This is a genomic window from Halomonas sp. ISL-56, assembly GCF_018612805.1.
Lineage (GTDB): Bacteria > Pseudomonadota > Gammaproteobacteria > Pseudomonadales > Halomonadaceae > Vreelandella.
Genome location: NZ_JAGGRO010000005.1, coordinates 150,180 through 170,025 on the forward strand (window position 1 = coordinate 150,180; position 19,846 = coordinate 170,025).

The 19,846-nt window shown below is 50.6% G+C and carries 17 protein-coding genes and 2 pseudogenes; 4 read left to right on the top strand and 15 right to left on the bottom strand.

Features of this window, described 5'->3' with window-relative positions:
* Positions 1-3: 3 nt before the first annotated feature.
* From J7J49_RS04310 to adk, 4 genes are read right to left on the bottom strand one after another with little or no spacing between them, the layout of a single operon-like run.
* Positions 4-816 carry a hypothetical protein gene (locus J7J49_RS04310; protein WP_215090474.1) on the bottom strand — a complete coding sequence of 271 codons (813 nt, stop codon included), beginning with the start codon at positions 814-816 and terminating at the stop codon, positions 4-6.
* Complete coding sequence (locus J7J49_RS04315) at positions 813-1,379, bottom strand: NUDIX hydrolase (protein ID WP_215090476.1); 567 nt, start codon at positions 1,377-1,379, stop codon at positions 813-815. The genes J7J49_RS04310 and J7J49_RS04315 overlap by 4 nt, the downstream gene beginning before the upstream one ends.
* A gap of 5 nt (positions 1,380-1,384) precedes the next feature.
* Positions 1,385-2,107 carry a hypothetical protein gene (locus J7J49_RS04320; RefSeq protein ID WP_215090478.1) on the bottom strand — a complete coding sequence of 241 codons (723 nt, stop codon included), beginning with the start codon at positions 2,105-2,107 and terminating at the stop codon, positions 1,385-1,387.
* A 54-nt stretch (positions 2,108-2,161) separates the two neighbouring features.
* On the bottom strand, positions 2,162-2,803 hold the full coding sequence (gene adk / locus J7J49_RS04325; protein WP_215090480.1) for an adenylate kinase: 642 nt from the start codon (positions 2,801-2,803) through the stop codon (positions 2,162-2,164).
* Between the two features lie 597 nt (positions 2,804-3,400).
* On the opposite strand from adk, the pseudogene J7J49_RS22845 reads away from it, so the two are divergent.
* Positions 3,401-4,530, top strand: a pseudogene (locus J7J49_RS22845) (transposase); the annotation flags it as partial.
* Positions 4,531-4,566: 36 nt separating this feature from the next.
* Here the strand turns inward: J7J49_RS22845 and J7J49_RS22850 are convergent.
* The 8 genes and pseudogenes from J7J49_RS22850 to guaB form a co-directional block, all read right to left on the bottom strand.
* A complete protein-coding gene (locus J7J49_RS22850) occupies positions 4,567-4,749 on the bottom strand; it encodes a transposase domain-containing protein (RefSeq protein WP_502793505.1) in 183 nt (60 codons plus the stop codon).
* Positions 4,701-6,088 (bottom strand): annotated as a pseudogene (gene tnpC, locus J7J49_RS04340) (IS66 family transposase). Before tnpC ends, J7J49_RS22850 begins: the two are co-directional and overlap by 49 nt.
* 45 nt (positions 6,089-6,133) lie before the next feature.
* Positions 6,134-6,478 (bottom strand): IS66 family insertion sequence element accessory protein TnpB, encoded by a 345-nt coding sequence (gene tnpB, locus J7J49_RS04345; protein WP_215090486.1) that lies wholly within the window; start codon positions 6,476-6,478, stop codon positions 6,134-6,136.
* Positions 6,475-6,687 carry a hypothetical protein gene (locus J7J49_RS04350; protein WP_215090488.1) on the bottom strand — a complete coding sequence of 71 codons (213 nt, stop codon included), beginning with the start codon at positions 6,685-6,687 and terminating at the stop codon, positions 6,475-6,477. The genes tnpB and J7J49_RS04350 overlap by 4 nt, the downstream gene beginning before the upstream one ends.
* Before the next feature lie 461 nt (positions 6,688-7,148).
* Complete coding sequence (locus J7J49_RS04355; protein WP_215090490.1) at positions 7,149-8,009, bottom strand: DNA adenine methylase; 861 nt, start codon at positions 8,007-8,009, stop codon at positions 7,149-7,151.
* Positions 8,010-8,038: 29 nt separating this feature from the next.
* Positions 8,039-9,496: a ParB/RepB/Spo0J family partition protein gene (locus tag J7J49_RS04360; protein ID WP_215090492.1), complete on the bottom strand. Its 1,458-nt coding sequence runs from the start codon at positions 9,494-9,496 to the stop codon at positions 8,039-8,041.
* 241 nt (positions 9,497-9,737) lie between these two features.
* On the bottom strand, positions 9,738-11,315 hold the full coding sequence (gene guaA / locus J7J49_RS04365; RefSeq protein WP_215090493.1) for a glutamine-hydrolyzing GMP synthase: 1,578 nt from the start codon (positions 11,313-11,315) through the stop codon (positions 9,738-9,740).
* Between the two features lie 97 nt (positions 11,316-11,412).
* The gene (guaB, locus tag J7J49_RS04370; protein WP_215090494.1) at positions 11,413-12,882 is read right to left on the bottom strand and encodes an IMP dehydrogenase; all 1,470 of its coding nucleotides are present in this window, start codon (positions 12,880-12,882) and stop codon (positions 11,413-11,415) included.
* Positions 12,883-13,052: 170 nt separating this feature from the next.
* Between guaB and J7J49_RS04375 the strand changes: the two genes are divergently transcribed.
* The 3 genes from J7J49_RS04375 to J7J49_RS04385 are packed head-to-tail and all read left to right on the top strand — an operon-like array spanning position 13,053 to position 16,034.
* Positions 13,053-13,643 (top strand): DsbA family oxidoreductase, encoded by a 591-nt coding sequence (locus J7J49_RS04375; protein WP_215090496.1) that lies wholly within the window; start codon positions 13,053-13,055, stop codon positions 13,641-13,643.
* Between the two features lie 4 nt (positions 13,644-13,647).
* Positions 13,648-14,991: an exodeoxyribonuclease VII large subunit gene (xseA, locus tag J7J49_RS04380; protein WP_215090498.1), complete on the top strand. Its 1,344-nt coding sequence runs from the start codon at positions 13,648-13,650 to the stop codon at positions 14,989-14,991.
* A 44-nt stretch (positions 14,992-15,035) separates the two neighbouring features.
* Positions 15,036-16,034 (top strand): hypothetical protein, encoded by a 999-nt coding sequence (locus J7J49_RS04385; RefSeq protein ID WP_215090500.1) that lies wholly within the window; start codon positions 15,036-15,038, stop codon positions 16,032-16,034.
* 77 nt (positions 16,035-16,111) lie between these two features.
* Here the strand turns inward: J7J49_RS04385 and ltrA are convergent, their stop codons facing one another.
* The 3 genes from ltrA to J7J49_RS04400 form a co-directional block, all read right to left on the bottom strand.
* A complete protein-coding gene (ltrA, locus tag J7J49_RS04390) occupies positions 16,112-17,500 on the bottom strand; it encodes a group II intron reverse transcriptase/maturase (protein WP_215090502.1) in 1,389 nt (462 codons plus the stop codon).
* A gap of 751 nt (positions 17,501-18,251) precedes the next feature.
* Positions 18,252-19,406 (bottom strand): DUF3618 domain-containing protein, encoded by a 1,155-nt coding sequence (locus J7J49_RS04395; RefSeq protein ID WP_215090504.1) that lies wholly within the window; start codon positions 19,404-19,406, stop codon positions 18,252-18,254.
* A complete protein-coding gene (locus J7J49_RS04400; RefSeq protein WP_064232568.1) occupies positions 19,403-19,840 on the bottom strand; it encodes a phage holin family protein in 438 nt (145 codons plus the stop codon). The genes J7J49_RS04395 and J7J49_RS04400 overlap by 4 nt, the downstream gene beginning before the upstream one ends.
* Between the last annotated feature and the right edge of the window lie 6 nt (positions 19,841-19,846).

Consider the following 19,846-nt stretch of genomic DNA (forward strand, 5'->3'; position numbering starts at 1 on the left):
TAATTAGCCTATTTTTAATGCTTCAGCTGATCTTTGGTACTTGATCTTCTTCGTTACTTTCGTGTTGAAAGTTTCCATTAGATCCTTCGTCAAGAAGTCAACTGCACTGACTAGTCTTGTGTCATTTGCTATTTCTTCAGACACTCGTGGATAAATTGCGATTTCTACTTCAGAAACAGGCACATAACTACTGATACCTACATTTTCACGAAGTGATCTTACGTGAGCGCGGTCAATGCTGCATCGTAATGCATCTTTGTCATCTAACAGCACGTAGAATGTGTAGCGTAAATCATCTAGTAGTAGAACTGGTGATAGGTTCTCACATGAAATACCAACTACTTTCTCCAGCTCTCTACCTGGATGTTGTGCATCACTAGCCATTAAGCGTCTTACGATGCTTATAGCATCTTGAGAAGATGGATCAGCTTGAATTGTTTTCTTCTCTTCACCATCGAATACGTGTCTATTATCTACACGTACACCAAACTCATCTTCTGGTGCTTTAAAAGCACAGAAAGCGTGGGTGATTTTGTTACATGAAGTTCTTAACAAAGCACCTGTAGACAAGATTTCTAGATCGTCTGTATCATAATAAATGGCGGTATTTAACGGCGGGTTTTTTCTTGCATCTTTTTTCTCGATGATCTTTGCACCAGAAATAACATCACCAATAGATGCTGTTACATTATCTAACCAATTATAATACTCCTCGTTTGATACATGGTCCATTTCAATTTTCCTAGCTAATTGCTTGAAAATTGTAGTGTTGCCTGTTTTTTCATAGATTGATCCACTTGGAACTTTAGTTTTCATAATACCTTCCTTTCTTCTAGTTTCTTGAGCAAATATAGTGTTCTTAAATCTTTAATATAGCCTTGCTGAATTAAGTTATTGATTTCATCAAAATAGACTTTTCTGCGAATTAACGGTTCTTTTTCATCAAGAATTAACTCGTCAGCAACTTGGTCTTCGCTAAAATCGACATAATATAAATATGACTTTTCTTCTAGTGAGCCTGGGCTGACCATAACGTCACCAATAAAATTAATATCTGTCTCATTACAAGTAATGCCACATTCTTCATGCAACTCATTTACAGCTGAGTATAGAGGGCCATGACTATCGACTTTCCCTCCACACGCTTCCAAAGAGAGCTGATCATATTTTTTCAACATAGCAGCTCTAGGCTGTTCAATGAGATAAGTATACCTTTGCGAGATATTTACAGGGACAATGGAGACAAAATCTCCAACACTGTAAGTTTCTCTTGGAAATGTATAACTAACACCATCAATGCAAATGTTAATTTCGTAATTAGAGACTAAACCCCAAACCTTTGGGTTGTTGTCCTCCGTAATTGTTGTAATTTTGTTCATATGCGTTAACCAGAGTTTTCCAACCTTTTAATTAAAAGGTTTTTAATGAGGGTGAGTTTTTCTTTTGTTTCTTCAACCGAGAAAAATGAGTTTTCATACGACAAATCGTTTTTAGGGTACTTGCTGTTATAAACAACAGAATGGTTTCTTACTCTTGGGCTTCTCAATACTAAGGTCACAACCGGATCTGTATCAGGAACCACAATGCGGTGTATCGCTAAGTTTCTAAGGAAGTAAGATGTAGAGCTTTCAGCACGTACAGTTGTTGTTTTCTTTAGTTTCACAGGACCTTCGTGCGTGTAGAAATTCTTTAAATCCTTGTTTTCAGGACAGTATGAATAGCTTTCATAAGGCTGACCACTTTCGCACTCTTCAAAGTCTTCAGAAATCAGAGTGCCACATAACACAGACGACCAAAAGCTAAAACGATGACTATGTATCTGTTCATCAGCCTGTTCTTTGATTGTGTAAGGTGGCTGCCAAAGGTGCATTGTTAGGCGGAAAGAATTGGGATCTCCATTATCAAATAGAACTATTTTATCAAAGTGATTAATGTGTCTATAAGATCTATCTGCAACCAATTTTAAAAGGCTTAGATCTGAAATATACTTATCTAACATCCCAATAAAGACTTCAGGATCAGATATCGTTGATATGTAATCAAGATTATTTTGGTTTAGATCTTCGGGATCCGTGAAACTCAAATTGTCTATATTTAAAAAATCCATATCAAATCCGTTTTTAAATTGCTTTTTTAGAGGCTGCGTTGTTTTTGAAATATTTTAGAATATTTCAAAAATTTGGTTACTTACCGTATCTACCGTTTGTGTTCCATCCAAACGGTGATAATTTACTCGACTTTCTTCTGCTTCATTTTTATAGTAAGTCACAATAGGAGTGGTTTGTTGATGATATTCTGCTAGGCGCATTTTAACTGTATACTCGGTATCATCTTCTCTTAAAACTAAAGGTTCACCAGTGATATCGTCTTTACCTTCATCAATAGGTGGCTTGTGTAGTATGTGGTATGTACGACCAGACTTTGGATGGACGCGACGCCCACCAACTCTTTTCACAATAACTTCGTCTGGCACGTGTAACTCAATCACGTGATCTATTTCAACACCCAGATCTGGCAAAGATTCAACTTGATATAAAGTACGAGGAAAACCATCTAGTAGCAGTCCGTTTTTATAATCAATTTGCCTAAGACGTTTTTTCACCAACTCGATGACTATGTCATCAGATACTAATTCACCGCTAACTATACTCCGTTTTATTTTCACCGCTTCAGGTGTACCTTGCTTACAAATTTCTCGCAACATGTCACCTGTCGATATATGGGTAACGCCATATTCCTTTGAAATATACTGGCTCTGAGTTCCCTTCCCGCAACCAGGAGCTCCCAACAATAAGATATTCATGATTTTTTACCTTTGTAAATTATTGAGAATCAATATGTTAGCCTAGGAATTTACCCTTTGAATACCAATAAATGACTTAAACCACAGATTGTTATTTGAGATGCTGTTGAAACCACTACCTGTAACTGTATTGGTTTCTTGCTTGGATTTGCTATTGTGATCATAAACTTGAGAGCAAATACTAGACCTTATTTAGTGCCGGGCGACTTTTGATTTTAAGCATAAATTACCTCTATTTTATATATTTATGAGTATTAATAAATTCTCATCGTCATTATTTACTGTAGATACAATCTGTATGCTGGCTTAAATTATTTTCTAATTGAAAATAAAGATACCAGAATTCTATCAATCTTGAACCTGTACTAGAGAACAGGTGTGACGTCCTAAATGTCCAAGCACCATGCATACCGTAGTTTGATAAGAGCTGCATATATAACTATAGGGATTAGGCATTAAGATGCATTCCAGTGAATAACAAATCACTGCCGACACCCTTGAGTAGCGCTACACTTTTTAGAGTCCGATCCTATGCGAGGCTGTGTCAAAACGTAGCTGTCGCTATACTTATCCCGTGACAGAGTGTGGGAGGTAACGATGAAACGGTTCGTCGCAGGCAAGTCCCGATCCCAAGCCACCTTGTTTCCTGAGCTTCCGGATGATTTTGTCTCTGAAGATAATCCGGTTCGGGCCATTGAGGGTTTTGTTGACGCCCTTGACCTCAAACAGCTGGGCTTTATTTAAAGGCATTGATCCTCATGCAGCAGGCCATCCCGCCGTTCTTTTAAAAATCTATCTCTGGCTACCTCAATCACATCCAGTCTAGTCGCCGTCTGGAGCGTGAGGCACAGCGTAATGTTGAACGCATGTGGCTAATGCCTAGCGCCGGATTTCAAAACAATCGCAGATTTCCGCAAAAACAACGGCAAAGCGATTCAAGCTACTTGCCGCGAATTTGTCATGATATGTCGCCGTCTAGGGCTCTTTTCGCATTCAGTAATGGGTATTGATGGTAACAAATTTTAGGCTGTCAACAATCGAGACCGTAACTTCACCTTGGTCAAGATGAAGCGTCGGGCAGAAGAAATCGATAAGAGTATTGAGCGTTACTTACGCCAGCTCGACGCCATGGATCAAGGCTCCGCCGCTATCACAGAAATGCAGACGCCAGGTTTAAAGGAAAAAACCGCTTCCCTAATTGAAGAAGTTCAGCAACTACAATCCATTGAAATTCACAGAACCGAGTCCCCTGACCAGCAAGTCTCTTTGACAGACCCTGACGCTCGCTCCATAACTGCGCGAGGAACGGGAATCGTAGACTACAACGTGCAGACGGCTGTCGATAGCCAGCATCATTTTATTCTTGCCCATGAGGTCACCAATGTCAGCAGTGACCGGCGTCAGCTTTACCGAATGGGCCAACAAGCACGCGATGCTAGTGCTGTCAGTAATCTCCACGTCGTAGCTGATCGCGGTTACTTTATGGCTGAGGAGATACTTGCGTGTCACAAGATCGGTATCATGACACATCTTCCCAAGACCAAAACCTCGCCTAGCCAAGCCAAGCCAAGCCAAGCCAAGCTAAAGGTATGTTTCCCAGAGAAGCGTTCCGCTACGTGCCTGAACGTAATGAATATCGCCGTCCAGCGAGAGAACATCTGATTTGGCGCTTTAAAAATGTTGAAAAGGGCCAGACGCTTCATTGCTATTGGAGTTCGGCCTGTCCGTAAGCGATCCACTAACCACATCTAGGCAGGCACTGCTTAGATCGGTAAGTTCTCTTTCCACTGCCAGGGCAATAGCGTGTCGAGATCATCGTCGTTGAGGGTGGGCAGCGTCTCAAAGACATGCTGTAAGTAGTCGTAAGGCGAGAGGCCATTGGCTTTGGCGGTTTCGATCAGGCTGTACTGGCCTGAGCGCCGCTCGGTGTGTGGCTGAACAGCCAGTTTTTGCGGCCCACGACGAACGGGCGAATGGCGTTCTCTGCCGGGTTGTTATCTAACGGAATCAGGCTATCGTCCAGGAACCAAGTCAGGCGTGGCCACTGGTTGTTCAGGTAGTGCAGGGCTTTTCCCAGCGCGCTTTTGGGCAGTACCTGGGCCAGTGACTTATCGAGCCAGGTGCGCAGTTGATCGATTAATAGTCGACTCTTCTGCTCTCGCAGTGCATGACGCGCTTCGGGCTCAAGGCCCTTAGCCTGTTTTTCCACACCGTACAGCTTACGGATCTGGTTCGGCGCCCAGTCTGCCTTGCCGGTTTTGCCTTTGGGCTGCACTTTTTGCGCCTCGACGAACTTACGCCGCGCATGCGCCCAACAGCCCACATGGGTGATCCCATTGCGGCGCACCACCTCGGCGTAGCCTTCATAGCCATCGGTGACCAAGCGACCCGCATAGTCGCCCAGCAAGCGCACGGGCACACGTCCGGCACAGCTGGCGTCATAATCGAACAAGACCACCTGTTGGACCGGCGGCCCACCCGCTGTACCCACATATACGAGGGGGCACTCGCCTGACGATCAGCTTCTTGATTCACCTGAAGCGTTGTTTCATCCATGTGGATCAAGGGGGCGCTGAGCAGGTGTCGGCGTAATGTCTCGATCAACGGGGCGACACGTACGCCTGCTTGCACCATCCAACGGGCCAAGGTGTTGCGGGGGATCTCAGCGCCATGGCGGGCAAAAATCTGGCTCTGCCGATACAGTGGCAAAGCGTCTTGGTACTTGGCGGGCGCTAGGGCGATATTGACGCCGTCTTCGCAGGTTCGGCACGCATACTTGCGTCGCACATGACGGATCACCTCGACCCGGGCGGGTACCACGTGAAGTTCTTCGCTGACCTCTTCGCCGATGACCGAGAGTGCGGTGCCATAGTCCTGACAGTGGCGGGACTCTTCAGGCAGTTCATGCACCACCTCAACCCGTGGGAGTTCAGGGGGCAATGCCACCCGGCCACCCCGTTTACTACGTTTCGGCGGCGCAGCGGATTCAGCTTCATCAACGGCATTATCGTCCGTTGCGTCGGTATCACCGTCTTCCTTGTCAACCGCCACTTCGGCTTCATTGATCAGTAGGTCGCGCTGGTCGATGCGGTACTTCTCGGTAGAGGGCCCGAACCGCCGCCCCAGGGCCAACCGGAACTGTTCATACAGCGATTGTTTAGTGGCTTCCCAATGGGCTTCCTTTTTCTCTATCAGTCGGTGAAGCTGCGCGATCTCTTCCTGCTGCGCCTGTACTTGGCGTTGCAGTTGAGAGACGGCATTTGAGGAAGCAGCAGCGTTTTTCATGCCGCTTATTTTACCAAAAATGCCGACAAAATAGGAGTAAGAAAGCTAACCAACCTGTTGAAAATCCAATGCATTGTGAGGTTGCATAGCCTTTAAGTTAACGCCATCCAAGAGCCAGTTAAGCTCCTGACCGGTTAACGTCACGGTGTTGCCTTCCAGATGCGTTGGCCACTTAAACCGCTCGCGCTCCAAGCACTTGTACCACACCACAAAACCGTTACGCTCCCAGAACAGCAGTTTTACCTTATAGCGTTGGCGATTACCGAATACAAACAGCGCCTTATCGAATGGATTTAGTGCCATCGCTTCCTGAACTAGCAAGGCCAAGCCATCGATTTCCACGGGTTCGCGGCACAGGTACACCTTCAGGTCGGTACTCGGGCGGATCATGTCGCCACCTCCACCGCTACAAACCGCGCGGGACGACAGCATGGTGGTACCGGCAAGCCTTGCACGCTTAGCCGCCTCTCCCATGCCAGCAGATCGTCGAGAGCTAACGCCTGGGAAGCGGCGTAATCACTTAACGGCATGTTCTGCGCCGAGGTACAGTAAAGATGGCCCAGCCAAAAGGCGCGAGTGGGATTGAGTTCACTATTCATGATGATCTCCAAAACCAAAGAGATCACCAGTGTGATCAGCCCTCTCTAGATTAGGTAGATGGGTTTTATGGAGCGCTTACCAATTACCGGTCATCTGTTGGGTATACCCAAATAGCGGCAGAAAATTGAATATCTCATTGAACGAGTGGTATTAATCTAGGGGGGAAGGTCACTTAAGACCTAGCACGCCGAAATGCTTCTCGAACAGTCATGAGACTACAGCCCGCGACTGGTTTATCTTTTTCTCACACATAATTAGCGTATTGAGGATATATAAAACATAAAATTTTCTGTCTTATTATAGCGCGCAAACACTAACCTCCGAAGCAAAACCACTTAAACCGGCATCTAAACGCCAACATGACTTGCACTATTGGCAACTTAAACAATCACATGAGAGCTTTTAAAAAATTCAACTTAATAATTAAAAATAGATTTTAAAAATTATTTATCCGAAACTATTAAACAGCAATTTTTCCAAGACTTATTTCCGGCATAGCCAGAGAGTCTGAAAAAATCATCACTTCAGAGCCAATCTTTTTTATCTGGGCCGTATACTGAAGATCAAAAACCTTTCTCCTGTACTTATTGTAAATATCACCAATCTCCGGTGCATTATCATATGAAACAATCCACGACAACCCCTTACTTCTCTCAAGCTCCTCTTTAACTTTCACATGATCCTCATGAACATAAAAATTTCGATATAAACCTTGCCCTTTAACATAATAAGGCGGATCTAAATAAAACAAGGACTTTTTGGGCAACCGTATTGATGCATCCTTTAAAAAATCAACCGCATCCAAGTTATAAGCGCTAATTCTATTGCTATATCTTGCAATTTTTTCTATACGTTTTAACAAATCACTTTTCTTATACCTTACATCAAGCTTCCACTCACCTTGCTGGTCTTTACCGCCTATTACTCCAGCTTGTAATATCCCTGAGCGATTTGTTCTATTTAGAAAAAATGCAGCAAAACCTTGTTCGACATCGCCAGATGCGCCATCAAAATTTTTAAGTATTTCTTTTTGTTTTTTCCAAACATCAATGGTAACTGGCGTATCATAAATTAAGCGACAAAGCTCTTCTGTATTATTAATACAAGAATTCCAAAAAGAAAAAATAGCAGGATCAATATCATTAATATGTATATGCTGAACATATTCTTGGTAAAGTAACTCAAGTGCTACCCCTGCCCCCCCTGCAAAAGGTTCGACATAGTGTCCATCAAGCAGCTCATTTTCTTCAATTAATGCTTTAACATAATAAGAAAGCTTTCCCTTTCCTCCAGGGTATCGTAATGGTGTTGAAAAACGCATGATAACTCCTAAATAAAAAGCTATAACCGCTATGACCAAACTGCTAGAAAAAGCGGTTCAAAATTATCCCAAGTCGTATTCAGCGAAGTTTTCTCAGGGAACATATAGCTATTGTGTACATACTGCTGCAAAACCCCACTACTCTTTAACAAGCTTGCAGAGGCTGCTTGAAGTGCCGTGCATTTCTTAGAGCAAATTTTACTATTTTCCTTTAAATGATTAGTAACAAGCACAACCTTATCATGAAGACCAGTCTTATTTCGCTCTAAACTCAGACCATTGACCTCAATATAATTAGCAATCGTTAGCTCAATAAACACACGGAGCATAACCGCTATACTGTTGCCATGATCATCATGCTTGAGAGTGCTTTTTAACTCTCGATATATACCCGCACATTTTTTATCAGAAATCTTTAGCTTTACGCTAACTGGAACTAAATTATTTCTATTCGGATTTAACTTGACAGCTTTTACCGAACTCTCAGAAACTTCTCCAACTTTATTTGGATCTTTTCCTTCAGACGGTGTAGATTCCTCCGGCTCTTTTTCAATATCACTACCTTTTCCACCGACTTCTTTCTCAGAGAACGCTGAAGCCGGCTTAGTCTCACTACTTTCCTTTGGTTCAACAAATTTATTTGGCTCTGAAACTTTCCAAGAATTTGATAGTTTATTTTTTGAAGGCTCTAAACCTAATTGTTCTATAAAATCACGCCTATCGCTTTTGAGTTTTATTCTATCAACAGTGAAAGAATACTTACCTCGATCATCTTTTTCTAACATAACTGATACAACTGTCAAGACCTTTTCTACTAAATTATTTTTATGTTCATTACAATACACGACCCCTCCTAACAAAACTTCAAGACCCAAACCTTCTCTAAATTGAGGATCAGAAAGGAGACGATTTAAGTTTGTAATTTTCAAATCTCGTGTTTTTAAAGATATTTCATTAGGAATACTTTTCTCATCATGTAAAAATTTTAGCAGTTGGTTACCAAAGGATGTAGAACCGTTTTGAGCGCGATGACGATCGCTTTCTTGACCTGTCCACCGCACTCTACCTACACCTTGATTTTCCCCAGTATGCTTAAGGCTAACCCAGTGACTATAATCTTCACCCTCATCATAAATAGAACATTCTAATCTTGTAGGAATTTTTACATTAGCTTTAACAATTTTTTTAATTTTTCTTGAAACATTGTTTTCGCCAACTAAATCTGGCTGGCTAAGTAGCTTTAATGCTGTAAGGCGGCGATTTCCTTCTGCAGCAACATAAGAATCTAGTTCATCTTTAAAAACTATCAGCCTTTCAGAAGGATCAAGACCATTCTCTACAATGTCTTGAGCTAGATTTACAATTTTATCACCCTGCAACTCCACCATTAATTTTATTGCCTCTCTTTGAGACTCAGGGGCCACTGGAAAGCGAGGATTATTTAAGTCAAGTTTTAAAAGACTTATATCAATAAAATCATTAATCATAGCATCTTCTCAAAGACTATCCATTTAGTTAAGCCTGAATCATTTAACCATAATTAAGGCATTATAAAAAGCAATTGTTCTTCAGCATTTATCACTTTACAGTAAACATTTGCAAAAAATCAAAATAATCTTAATTTTTAGCTAAGGTGTAGCTACACCCTAAAACTAGCATATACCGGGTTGTAAAAAAGCCACTCAAAATCGAGTGGCTTGTGATCATCTAATGTGTTTATGAACAGATTCACTCCCACTCAATCGTAGCAGGCGGCTTGCTACTCACATCATAAGTCACCCGAGAAACCCCTGCCAACTCATTGATAATCCGGTTGGAGACCTTCTCCAACAGCTCATAGGGCAGGTGCGCCCAGCGGGCGGTCATGAAGTCGATGGTTTCGACTGCGCGTAGCGCGATAACCCATTCGTAGCGGCGGCCGTCGCCGACCACGCCTACCGATTTCACCGGCAGGAATACCGCAAACGCCTGGCTGGTTTTTTCGTACCATCCAGAGGCGCGTAGTTCTTCGATGAAGATGGCGTCGGCGTCGCGGAGGATATCGGCGTACTCTTTTTTGACTTCACCCAGAATACGCACGCCCAAGCCGGGGCCAGGGAATGGGTGGCGGTAGACCATATCGTAGGGCAGGCCGAGTTCCAGGCCGAGTTTGCGCACTTCGTCTTTAAACAGTTCGCGCAGCGGTTCGACCAGCTTGAGCTTCATGGTTTCCGGCAGGCCACCTACGTTGTGGTGGGATTTGATCACGTGCGCTTTGCCGGTTTTAGAGGCAGCAGATTCGATTACGTCCGGGTAGATGGTGCCCTGGGCCAGGAACTCGACACCTTCAATTTTGCTGGCTTCTTCATCGAACACGTCGATGAAGGTGTTGCCGATAATTTTGCGCTTCAGCTCAGGGTCTTTCTCGCCCGCCAGCTTGCCGAGGAACAGGTCTTCGGCGTCTACGCGGATCACCTTCACGCCCATGTGCTTGGCGAAGGTTTCCATTACCTGGTCGCCCTCTGCTTTACGCAGCAGGCCGTTATCGACGAATACGCAGGTCAGCTGGGTGCCAATCGCCTTGTGCAGCAGCGCAGCCACAACAGAAGAATCCACACCGCCGGAGAGGCCGAGCAGTACGTGGCGGTCGCCGACTTGCTCGCGCACGCGCTGTACCTGGTCTTCGATGATTTGTGCAGGCGTCCAGAGCTTCTCGGCTTTACAGATATTCAGCACGAAGTGCTCAAGAATGCGCTGGCCTTGCAGTGTGTGGGTCACTTCCGGGTGGAACTGTACGCCGTAGAACTGCTTCTCTTCCCAGGCCATGGCGGCAATCGGGCAGCTGGGGGTGGAAGCGGTCACGGTGAAGGTATCCGGCGCTTGGGCTACCTTGTCGCCGTGGCTCATCCATACGTCCAGCAGGGCCTTGCCGGAAGCGGCGTCTACGTGGTCTTTAATGCCGTTGAACAGCGCGTTATCGACGTCGATCTGGATCTGCGCGTAACCGAACTCGCTCTGGTTAGAGCCTTCTACTTTACCGCCCAACTGCTCGGCCATGGTCTGCATGCCGTAGCAGATACCAAACACCGGCAGGCCCATTTCAAACACGCACTGGGGCGCCCGCGGGGAGTCCAATTCGGTCACGGATTCCGGCCCACCGGCCATGATAATGCCGTTGGGGTTGTACTCGCGGATCTCTTCTTCGGTGATATCGAAGGCGCGCACTTCGGAATAAACGCCAATCTCGCGAACGCGGCGGGCGATTAGCTGGGTGTACTGGGAGCCGAAGTCGAGAATCAGAATCTTGTGGGCGTGAATGTCACTCATGGCGGGGTCTCGGTTAAGCGGTGTGGGTGCCGCTGGTAAGGCCAAAAAGCAAGCGGCGAGCTGTTGTGCCCGCCGCCGTATTATCTAAACGCGTTGGTTAGCTCACCCGGTAGTTGGGCGCTTCCTTGGTGATCTGCACGTTGTGAACGTGGGATTCGTTAAAGCCAGCGCTGGTAATTTGTACGAACTCGGGCTTGGTGCGCATTTCCAGAATGTCGCGGCAGCCGGTGTAGCCCATGGAGGCGCGCAGGCCGCCCATCAGTTGGTGGACGATCGCTGCCATCATGCCTTTATAGGGTACGCGGCCTTCAATGCCTTCCGGCACCAGCTTCTCGGCGCCTTCGCTCTTATCCTGGAAGTAGCGGTCGGCGCTGCCCTGGTTCTGCGACATGGCACCCATGGAGCCCATACCGCGGTAGGCTTTGTAGGTACGGCCCTGGTAAAGCTCAACTTCGCCCGGGGCTTCTTCGGTACCGGCCAGCAGGCCACCGACCATCACGGCGCTGGCGCCAGCGGCAATTGCCTTGGCCAGGTCACCGGAGTAGCGGATGCCGCCGTCGGCAATCAGCGGGATGTCGAACTCTTTGAGCGCTTCGGCCACGTTGGAGACCGCGGTGATTTGCGGTACGCCAACGCCTGCCACAATACGCGTGGTGCAGATTGAGCCAGGGCCGATACCTACTTTGACGGCATCCGCGCCCGCTTCAGCCAGCGCACGGGCCGCACCGGCGGTGGCAATGTTGCCGCCAATCACTTGAATGGCCGGGAAGTTCTCTTTGATCCAGCGTACTCGGTCAATAACGCCTTTGGAGTGACCGTGGGCGGTATCGACGATAATCACGTCTACACCGGCTTCGGCCAGCGCTGCAACGCGATCTGGGGTTTCCGGGCCGGTGCCGACCGCTGCGCCGACCAACAAACGGCCGTCGCTGTCTTTGGCGGCCATCGGGTAGGTGCGGGCTTTTTCGATATCCTGGAAGGTGACCAGGCCGCGCAGGTGGAATTCGTCATCGACAATCAGCATTTTCTCGATGCGGTGTTCGCGCATCTTGGCTTTGCTGGTTTCAAGATCGGTGCCTTCCTTGACAGTAATCAGTCGCTCGCGGGGGGTCATGATGTCCGCTACGCTGTCGCCGTGGTTGGGCTGGAAGCGCATGTCGCGCTCGGTCACAATACCTACCAGGGTTTCGCCTTCTACCACCGGGAAACCGGAGAAGCCATATTCACGCGCCATGGTGAGCAGGTCTTCGAGCTTGGCTTTGGGGCTTACGGTAACCGGGTCTTTGACGATCACGCTTTCGTGCTTTTTGACCTTGCGAACCTCGGCGGCTTGCTGGGTCATGGCCATGCTCTTATGGATAATGCCGATGCCGCCTTCCTGGGCCATCGCAATCGCTAGACGCGCTTCGGTAACGGTGTCCATCGCGGCAGAGAGGAGCGGTATATTGAGCGAAAGATTGCGGGTCAGGCGGGTTTTGAGGCTGACATCCTTGGGAAGAATATCGGAGAAGCCGGGAACGAGGAGAACGTCATCGAACGTTAGTGCTTCTTGGGCCATACGTAGCATAGCGGCAACACCCTGATTGAGAGGAAGTGGGGCGTGAAAGGTTAATCCCCCATTATAGCTTTTTGAGGGCCTTCCCAGCAATGCAGTCAGGCTGTTGTGCTTATACCAATTGCTAATGACGTATGCTGTTAGGCTGATGGCTGGCCATTTTTACTGTTCAAGGAGGCGTTTTGTCTCAGCAGATTATTGTCTACACCGATTACGTTTGCCCCTTCTGCCTGCTGGCGGAAGAAGCGATTGCCCAGGCTACCGAAGGCCTAGACGTGGAAATTCGCTGGCGCCCCTTTGAGCTGCGTCCTGCCCCGGTGCCCACGCTGAAGGTGGAAGACCCCTACTTGCCGAAGATTTGGCAGGATTCGGTTTACCCGATGGCCAAAAAGCTCGGCGTGCCCATTAAGCTGCCCAATATTTCGCCGCAGCCGCGTACCGACAAAGCCTTTGAAGTATTCGCCATGGCCGAAGAGCAGGGTGTGGGCCATGACTACTCCATGGCGGCGCTGAAAGCCTTCTTCCAGCAGGAGCGTGATATCGGCGACCCCGACGTGCTGGCAGATATTGGTGAATCGGTCGGCCTTGAGCGCCAAGCGGTACTCGATGCGCTGGCCCAGGGCCGCTACCGCGAGCAGCATCAGGCGGCACAGCGGCATGCGGTGGAAGAAGCGCTTATTCAGTCGGTGCCTACCTTGGTCATCGACGGTGAAATGATTCAGGGCGTGCCCGACCCCGACGCTCTCAAACGTTTTCTGATCGAGCGCGGGTAATTTTATGGCCTCCCCTACTCCGCAAGCGCTCTCCGTCAGCCAACTCAACCAGCGCGCCAAGCAAACCCTTGAGCGCGATGTGGGCGAGGTGTGGGTAGAGGGCGAGCTTTCTAATGTTTCCCGCCCGGCATCGGGCCATGTCTATTTCACCCTTAAAGATGACCGGGCGCAGATTCGCTGTGCGCTGTTTCGTCAGCGGGCGCGGTTTGTCTCGGCGCCGATGCGCGACGGGGATCAGGTTAAGCTGCGTGGGCGGGTGTCGCTATTCGAACCCCGCGGCGATTACCAATTGATTGCCGAGGCCGTTCAGGCCGCGGGCCTGGGCGAACTGCTGGCGGCCTTTGAGCGCTTAAAAGCCCAGTTGGAAGGCGAAGGCGTGTTTGCCAATGCGCGGGAGCTCCCCTTTCCGCCGCGCAAGCTTTTGATTTTAAGCTCTGCTACCGGCGCCGCGATTCGTGATGTGCTGGCGGTGCTGGAAGCGCGCTGGCCGCTGGCGGATGTGACGCTGATTCCCGTGCCGGTGCAGGGTGCGGAAGCCGCCCCGGCGATGATCTCGGCGCTAGCATTGCTTAACCGGCAAGCGCGACTAGATCCTGAGCGGGATGTGATCTTGATCACCCGCGGCGGCGGCAGCCTGGAGGATCTGTGGGCGTTTAACAACGAACACCTGGCGCGGGCGATTTTTCACTCCCGACTGCCGGTGATGTCGGCGGTGGGCCATGAGGTGGATGTCACCCTGGCGGATTTTGCTGCGGATATGCGCGCGCCCACCCCTTCCGCTGCCGCTGAACGCTTGGTACCCGACCAAAGCACGCTCAAGCGCCAGCTAGAGCACCAGCACAGCCGCCTACAGCGGGCCATGCAGGCGCGGCTAGAACGGGATAGCCAGCGGCTGGATACCCTACGTGCCAAGCTGCGCCACCCCGGCGAACAGCTCAACCGTCAGCGCCAGCACTTAAGCGCCCTCAATCAGCGCTTGAATCGTGCCATGCAGCACACCCTCACCCAGCAAAAAGCCCAGGTAATGCAATTAAGTAGGCGCTTAGCCAGCCAGGATATGGGGCGGTTGCATCGTACGGAAAGTGAACGCGTGAGCCAGCTACAGCGCCGTTTGGGTAGTGCCATGCAGCGCCAGCTGGAAAGCCGACAGGCCCGGTTAACCAGTGCCGCCCGTGAGCTAAACGCAGTCAGCCCGCTGGCGGTGCTGGGCCGCGGTTATGCGATTGCCCAGGATGAGCAGGGTCAGGTCATTCGTCGTGCGGAAGATACCCAGCCCGGCCAGAAGCTTAAATTGAAACTCGGTGAAGGCAGGCTCAGCGTGGAAGTTAAGCGACGCCTAAAGTCCTAAGTAAAATGGCCGATAGTAAATAATAACAAGTCGAGGAAGCCACTATGAAGATAGGATTTTCGTCACTCACGTTGATTAACCAGCGCCAGGATAAGCCGCAGTTTTTAGCCTCTACCCGCGTTGAACCGCAAAAGAGAGAGCCTATCGCCGCGCCTGCTGAAGACGACCCGTTCACAAAACGCCTTAAAAAGCAGCGGGAAGCGTTGGAGAGCCTGGCGTCTTTGCCCACGCCCAAGGAAGCCTCTCAGCAGCAGGCCACTCAGAAAGTGGGCTTTTTGCGCCAGCGAATTGAAATGCTCAAAGCGATGATGGCCTTCGCCTCGCCTGAGCAGCTTAAAAACATGGCCAAAGAGCTCAAGAGCATCGCCCGTGAGCTGGCCGGTGCGGCAAAGCTATTGAATAGCCAAGGTGGCGGCGGCGGTGCTGGCATTACCGCGATCCCCTCAGTGGTTTCAACGCCAGCAGTCTCATCGACTGCAGCTGCATCGACAGCAGCGCCTTCGACAGCAGCTCAACCGGCAGTGGCGCAGGTCAGCGGGGCCGAATCAGTCGCGGCACAGGCCAATGAGAGCACCCAGGCAAATGTGTCGACCGACGCGCAACAAGCCGAAGCCAGCGCGCAAACAGCCGAGGAAGAGGCAGAGAAGGCTGCTGAGCAAGAGGCTGAGAAAGCAGCGGGCGAGCCTGAAGGCGATGAATCTACCGAGCTCGGCTTATTACCTAGCCTGCCCAACCTGATTCAAAATGAAGACAACCGCTCAAAAAATAGCGGCCCCAGCGCTAGTGAACACGCACTACGCGGCGTACTGACTGATGCCCAAAAAGAGCTACGCGAAGCCGTTAATGAACTCAAGATTCGGCTGAGAGAAGAAGATAAAGAAGCCCGTCGCGAGCTTAGGAAAGCCGAAGAAGCCATGGAAAAGACGGATCAAGCGATTGCATCATCAACCTCTGAGGCGCTCTACTCCTCATTGGGGCAGTTGCTTCCCACTTCGCTGAGTGACGTTTCCGTGTCGACGCCCACAATCAATGTGGAAGTTTAGCGCCAATCGAGTAGGAAGGGGAGTCGCCTCCCCTGTCCTCTCACACCACCGGGCATACGGTTCCGTACCACGGCGGTTCATGAACAACGTTTGAGCCATCTTACCGTACCGAGTAACGAGATCAGGCCCTGATCGTAGAACCATTTCCTCGGCAGGGCCTGATTCATGTGCGAAGCCCCAGCGTTCCACCAGGGCCCTCGCCCATTGCCCGCCGATTTCCAAGCACGGTGTGCATCCAGTCCTAGCCCTCGGAGTTTCCGACGCCGAGTCGCTGGACGTTTCCATTGTCGCCAGATCAGGCCGCGTAAGCGGCGGCGTATCCATTGATCCAGCGCTTCCAGCGGGCGCTTTACATCAACGAGGTTAAAGTAGTTGGCCCAACCCCGCAGGATGGGTTCCAACTCCTTGATCACTCGCTGGATGTGACGCCCCCTGCCACGCTTCAGTATCTCACGGACACGCTGCATCATGCGCTTCAGGCTGCTCTTGGCTAGCGTCAGTTTCGACTGCTTGTGCCAAGTAAGACTGTAGCCTAGATAGCCACGCTTCCATGGCCGATCCACCGCACTTTTCGTACGGTTGACCGTCAGCCGGAGTGAGCTCTCGAGATACTCACTCAAGCTGTCCATGACACGCTCGCCTGCTCGCCGACTTTTGACATACACCTGCACGTCATCGGCGTAGCGGCAGAAGCGGTGGCCTCGGCATTCCAGTTCCTTGTCCATGTCGTCCAGCAGGATGTTCGCCAGCAGCGGGCTGAGTGGCCCGCCTTGGGGCGCTCCCTGCCGCCTTGGCGTGGGCAAGCCGTGTTGGAACATGCCCGCTTCCAGATAGCGGCGGATCAGACGCAGCACGCGCTTGTCGTCAACGCGCCGCGCGACCCGGGCCATCAGCAGGTCGTGGTTCACTCGGTCGAAGAAGGCTTCCAGATCGAGATCGACCACCCAGCGGTGGCCGGCGGTGACGTGGGCCTTCATGGCCGAGACGGCCTGCTTAGCGCTGCGCTTGGGGCGGTAGCCGTAACTCGACGCGGAGAACGCTGGGTCGAAGATCGGCATGAGCACCTGGGACAGCGCTTGCTGGATTAAGCGGTCGGTAACCGTAGGAATGCCAAGCTGCCGCGTCCCACCCTTGGGTTTGGGGATGGCGGCGGCTCGGATCAGGCTGGGGTGATACTCATCGGCCAATAGCCGCTCGCGCAGCGTTGGCCAGTGCTGCTTTAGGTGATCAGCCAGTTGATGCACCGTCATGCCATCGAAACCCGGTGCGCCCTTGTTGGTGACCACCCGACGGTAAGCTCGCGCCATATTCTCCGGGTCAACGACCCGTTCCATGAGCGAGGCTGGCTCCGCTTTCGTCCACGATAACGACGCCGGGTTCGTCTCGACGCTCACCGGCTGGGACGCGGAGTACTGCTCCTGCCCCTCTGGGTGAGTGACGGTATTAGCGTCGGTTTCTGTCTTCATGATCGATCCTCGAGACGTTATCGCCTACTCGCGGTTCTTCATGTTCGGCCCTTGGTGCCGGGGTGAATCGACACTTACTATGGCCTCGGCTGACGTCTGGTGATCCCTCCCGTCGCCTCTCGACGCCGGTAGCACCGTGGCAGACCACCAGACCTCCCAGGGTAAGACGCGCGACCTTCCCGCTTATGCCTGTCGGATTTACGTCATGGCGTTCCGTGCAAGTATTGGGCTTTGGTGATTCGTGCTACCTTACCCCGCCATAACGCCTCGTATCCGCTTCCTGTTCGTCAGGCCAGCGTTTTGCCTCGGGCTGCCTTCAGATTCCCCCTCGCGGGAGACACCCTTGCCGTCGGCTAGCACTTCCCCTTGCCGGGCGTGCAGGGGACTTTCACCCCCAAGTCATCCTGAGGCACCACCCCCAGGAACAGCGCCAGTCAAGGCGCTGCGCGCCATGCCTGGCGCACACTAAAAAGGCGCTACTAAGCAGTAGCGCCGTGCCATATAAACCCTGTGTTCAACAGCGCTTAAAAGCGTATTCAGTGCCCTTTTTTGTGATCATCATCCGATTTCTTACTGTCGGAATCCTAGTTGACATGATGGGTATCCGGCATCGGGTTGGCATCATCATGGTGATCGTCACGATCTTTAGGGGCTTTTTTGTCGTTCTCAGGAACTTGAGTCATCACTTAGTCCTTAACGTTGGTGGTCTTAGTTTCTTCAATCCCTTATCACTAACAGCCAAATAGATGGCTTAGGGCGTGCGGTTAGTGCCCGACCCTTGCGTGTTGCCAGAGGGCGTACTCGAACCCGCCAGGCCTGGGCTGTGCCTTTCAGGGCTGTTTTGCTCAGGGCGCTTGTCCCCAGCACGATTGTTCTCAGAACCGGGCTGCTCTGACCCTGGGCGTCCACCAAAAGGCGTGGGTGAGTCTTTTAGCCCCGTTTCCCTGTCCTGCGGCGCGTTTACGCTAGTACCGCTGACGTTGGTGCCGCTGACGTTAGCGCCGCTTGCCTGCGTGTCTTTATCCTGCTGCGACTCACCCTTGTACGACTCGGCTTTTTCGTGAATAGAGTGCTGAGCTTTATCCATTTGCTCTTGCCCTGTTTCCGCGGCCTTATGCAGAACGCGGTCACGATACTCGCCCATATACTCGTCTTCTTTCTTGGTGGCGGGGAAAATACCGCCCAAGGCGGCGCCCAGCGCGAACCCTAGCGCGCCAACCACCAGCGGATGCTCTTGAATAAAATCGGAAGCCTGGCCCTCGGCACGGCGAGCTCGCTGCCCCATGTTGTGCAAATTGTCGTGAGTACCATGCTGTAGATGAGACGTGGAATCTCGCATGTTATCCCCCAGATGGTGGGCCTTATCGCCCCACTGCTGCGCCGTTTGCTTGGCTTTCTGCCCCAGGTGTTGAGCGGAGTCTTTGGCTTTATGGCTCATCTCGCTCATACGGCCTTGGCCATCGCTTGAATGCTCAGTTCCACCGGCTCCAGTTGGCTGGGCATACATAGTTTCATTTGGGTGGGTACCCTCATGAATGGGTATACCCGGCGAACCGTGGGCGCCACTTGTGTTCGATGAAGGCTGCCCGCCTGTATAAAAGCGCTGGTCAGTCGCCGAAGCGAATTGATGCTGGCCTCGGTTAGGCTGACGCTGTGACAGCATCATCCAGCCCAACCCCGCCGTGGTGACCAGAAAGGGCAGCGGGTTCTGCTTAATCGTGGTGCCCAGATTAGCCATAAATTCGTTGGCACCGCCATGGCGTAGATACTCGTAGGACGTATTCAGCAACTGCTGAGGAGAGAAGCGCTCTTCGATCTCGTTCAGCGTGGAATCGAGGCGATCACGGGATTGACTGATATCCTTCTCAATCTCTTCTGGGCTTCGCTGGTTGTTATGATCCGTCATTTCAACTCCTCCTTGACCTTGTGCTGATGCTTCTGGGCAACCGCCTTATCACTCTGCAAACTATTCAGCGTACGCGTCGGCATCAAGCTGCGCGCCTGGAGTTTCTTTTGGCCCGCGTTAAGCATAATGATGCCAATCACTGTCACCACGCCTCCCACAATCAGCGCCGACAGCCAGGGAGTGGTGTCGGGGGGCAGTATTTCATTGAGCAGAAACACCGCTGCGGCAAGCAGGGTTAGAAAACCACCTAACAACACCGCACCAGCAATGGCGATAGCAGCGATGCCCGCCATCGCCTCGTGGGTTTTTTCTGACATTTCTGTCTTGGCAAGCTCAGCTTCGTTGCGCACCAGTGAGCTAATTTCTTGCATCACTGTTGAAAGTAGCGACCCGACCGATGAACTTTGCGCCGTGGGTTTGTTATCCGAATCCATTATTTG

What these genes read in the sequence shown, in the direction of transcription:
- J7J49_RS04310 (WP_215090474.1), bottom strand. Translation starts at nt 816, where the DNA reads ATGAAAACTAAAGTTCCAAGTGGATCAATCTATGAAAAAACAGGCAAC.
- xseA (WP_215090498.1), top strand. Translation starts at nt 13,648, where the DNA reads ATGGCCTCCCCTACTCCGCAAGCGCTCTCCGTCAGCCAACTCAACCAG.
- J7J49_RS04320 (WP_215090478.1), bottom strand. Translation starts at nt 2,107, where the DNA reads ATGGATTTTTTAAATATAGACAATTTGAGTTTCACGGATCCCGAAGAT.
- adk (WP_215090480.1), bottom strand. Translation starts at nt 2,803, where the DNA reads ATGAATATCTTATTGTTGGGAGCTCCTGGTTGCGGGAAGGGAACTCAG.
- J7J49_RS04360 (WP_215090492.1), bottom strand. Translation starts at nt 9,496, where the DNA reads ATGATTAATGATTTTATTGATATAAGTCTTTTAAAACTTGACTTAAAT.
- tnpB (WP_215090486.1), bottom strand. Translation starts at nt 6,478, where the DNA reads ATGATCCGCCCGAGTACCGACCTGAAGGTGTACCTGTGCCGCGAACCC.
- J7J49_RS04385 (WP_215090500.1), top strand. Translation starts at nt 15,036, where the DNA reads ATGAAGATAGGATTTTCGTCACTCACGTTGATTAACCAGCGCCAGGAT.
- J7J49_RS04395 (WP_215090504.1), bottom strand. Translation starts at nt 19,406, where the DNA reads ATGACGGATCATAACAACCAGCGAAGCCCAGAAGAGATTGAGAAGGAT.
- J7J49_RS04400 (WP_064232568.1), bottom strand. Translation starts at nt 19,840, where the DNA reads ATGGATTCGGATAACAAACCCACGGCGCAAAGTTCATCGGTCGGGTCG.
- J7J49_RS04350 (WP_215090488.1), bottom strand. Translation starts at nt 6,687, where the DNA reads ATGAATAGTGAACTCAATCCCACTCGCGCCTTTTGGCTGGGCCATCTT.
- J7J49_RS04355 (WP_215090490.1), bottom strand. Translation starts at nt 8,009, where the DNA reads ATGCGTTTTTCAACACCATTACGATACCCTGGAGGAAAGGGAAAGCTT.
- guaA (WP_215090493.1), bottom strand. Translation starts at nt 11,315, where the DNA reads ATGAGTGACATTCACGCCCACAAGATTCTGATTCTCGACTTCGGCTCC.
- ltrA (WP_215090502.1), bottom strand. Translation starts at nt 17,500, where the DNA reads ATGAAGACAGAAACCGACGCTAATACCGTCACTCACCCAGAGGGGCAG.
- J7J49_RS04315 (WP_215090476.1), bottom strand. Translation starts at nt 1,379, where the DNA reads ATGAACAAAATTACAACAATTACGGAGGACAACAACCCAAAGGTTTGG.
- guaB (WP_215090494.1), bottom strand. Translation starts at nt 12,882, where the DNA reads ATGCTACGTATGGCCCAAGAAGCACTAACGTTCGATGACGTTCTCCTC.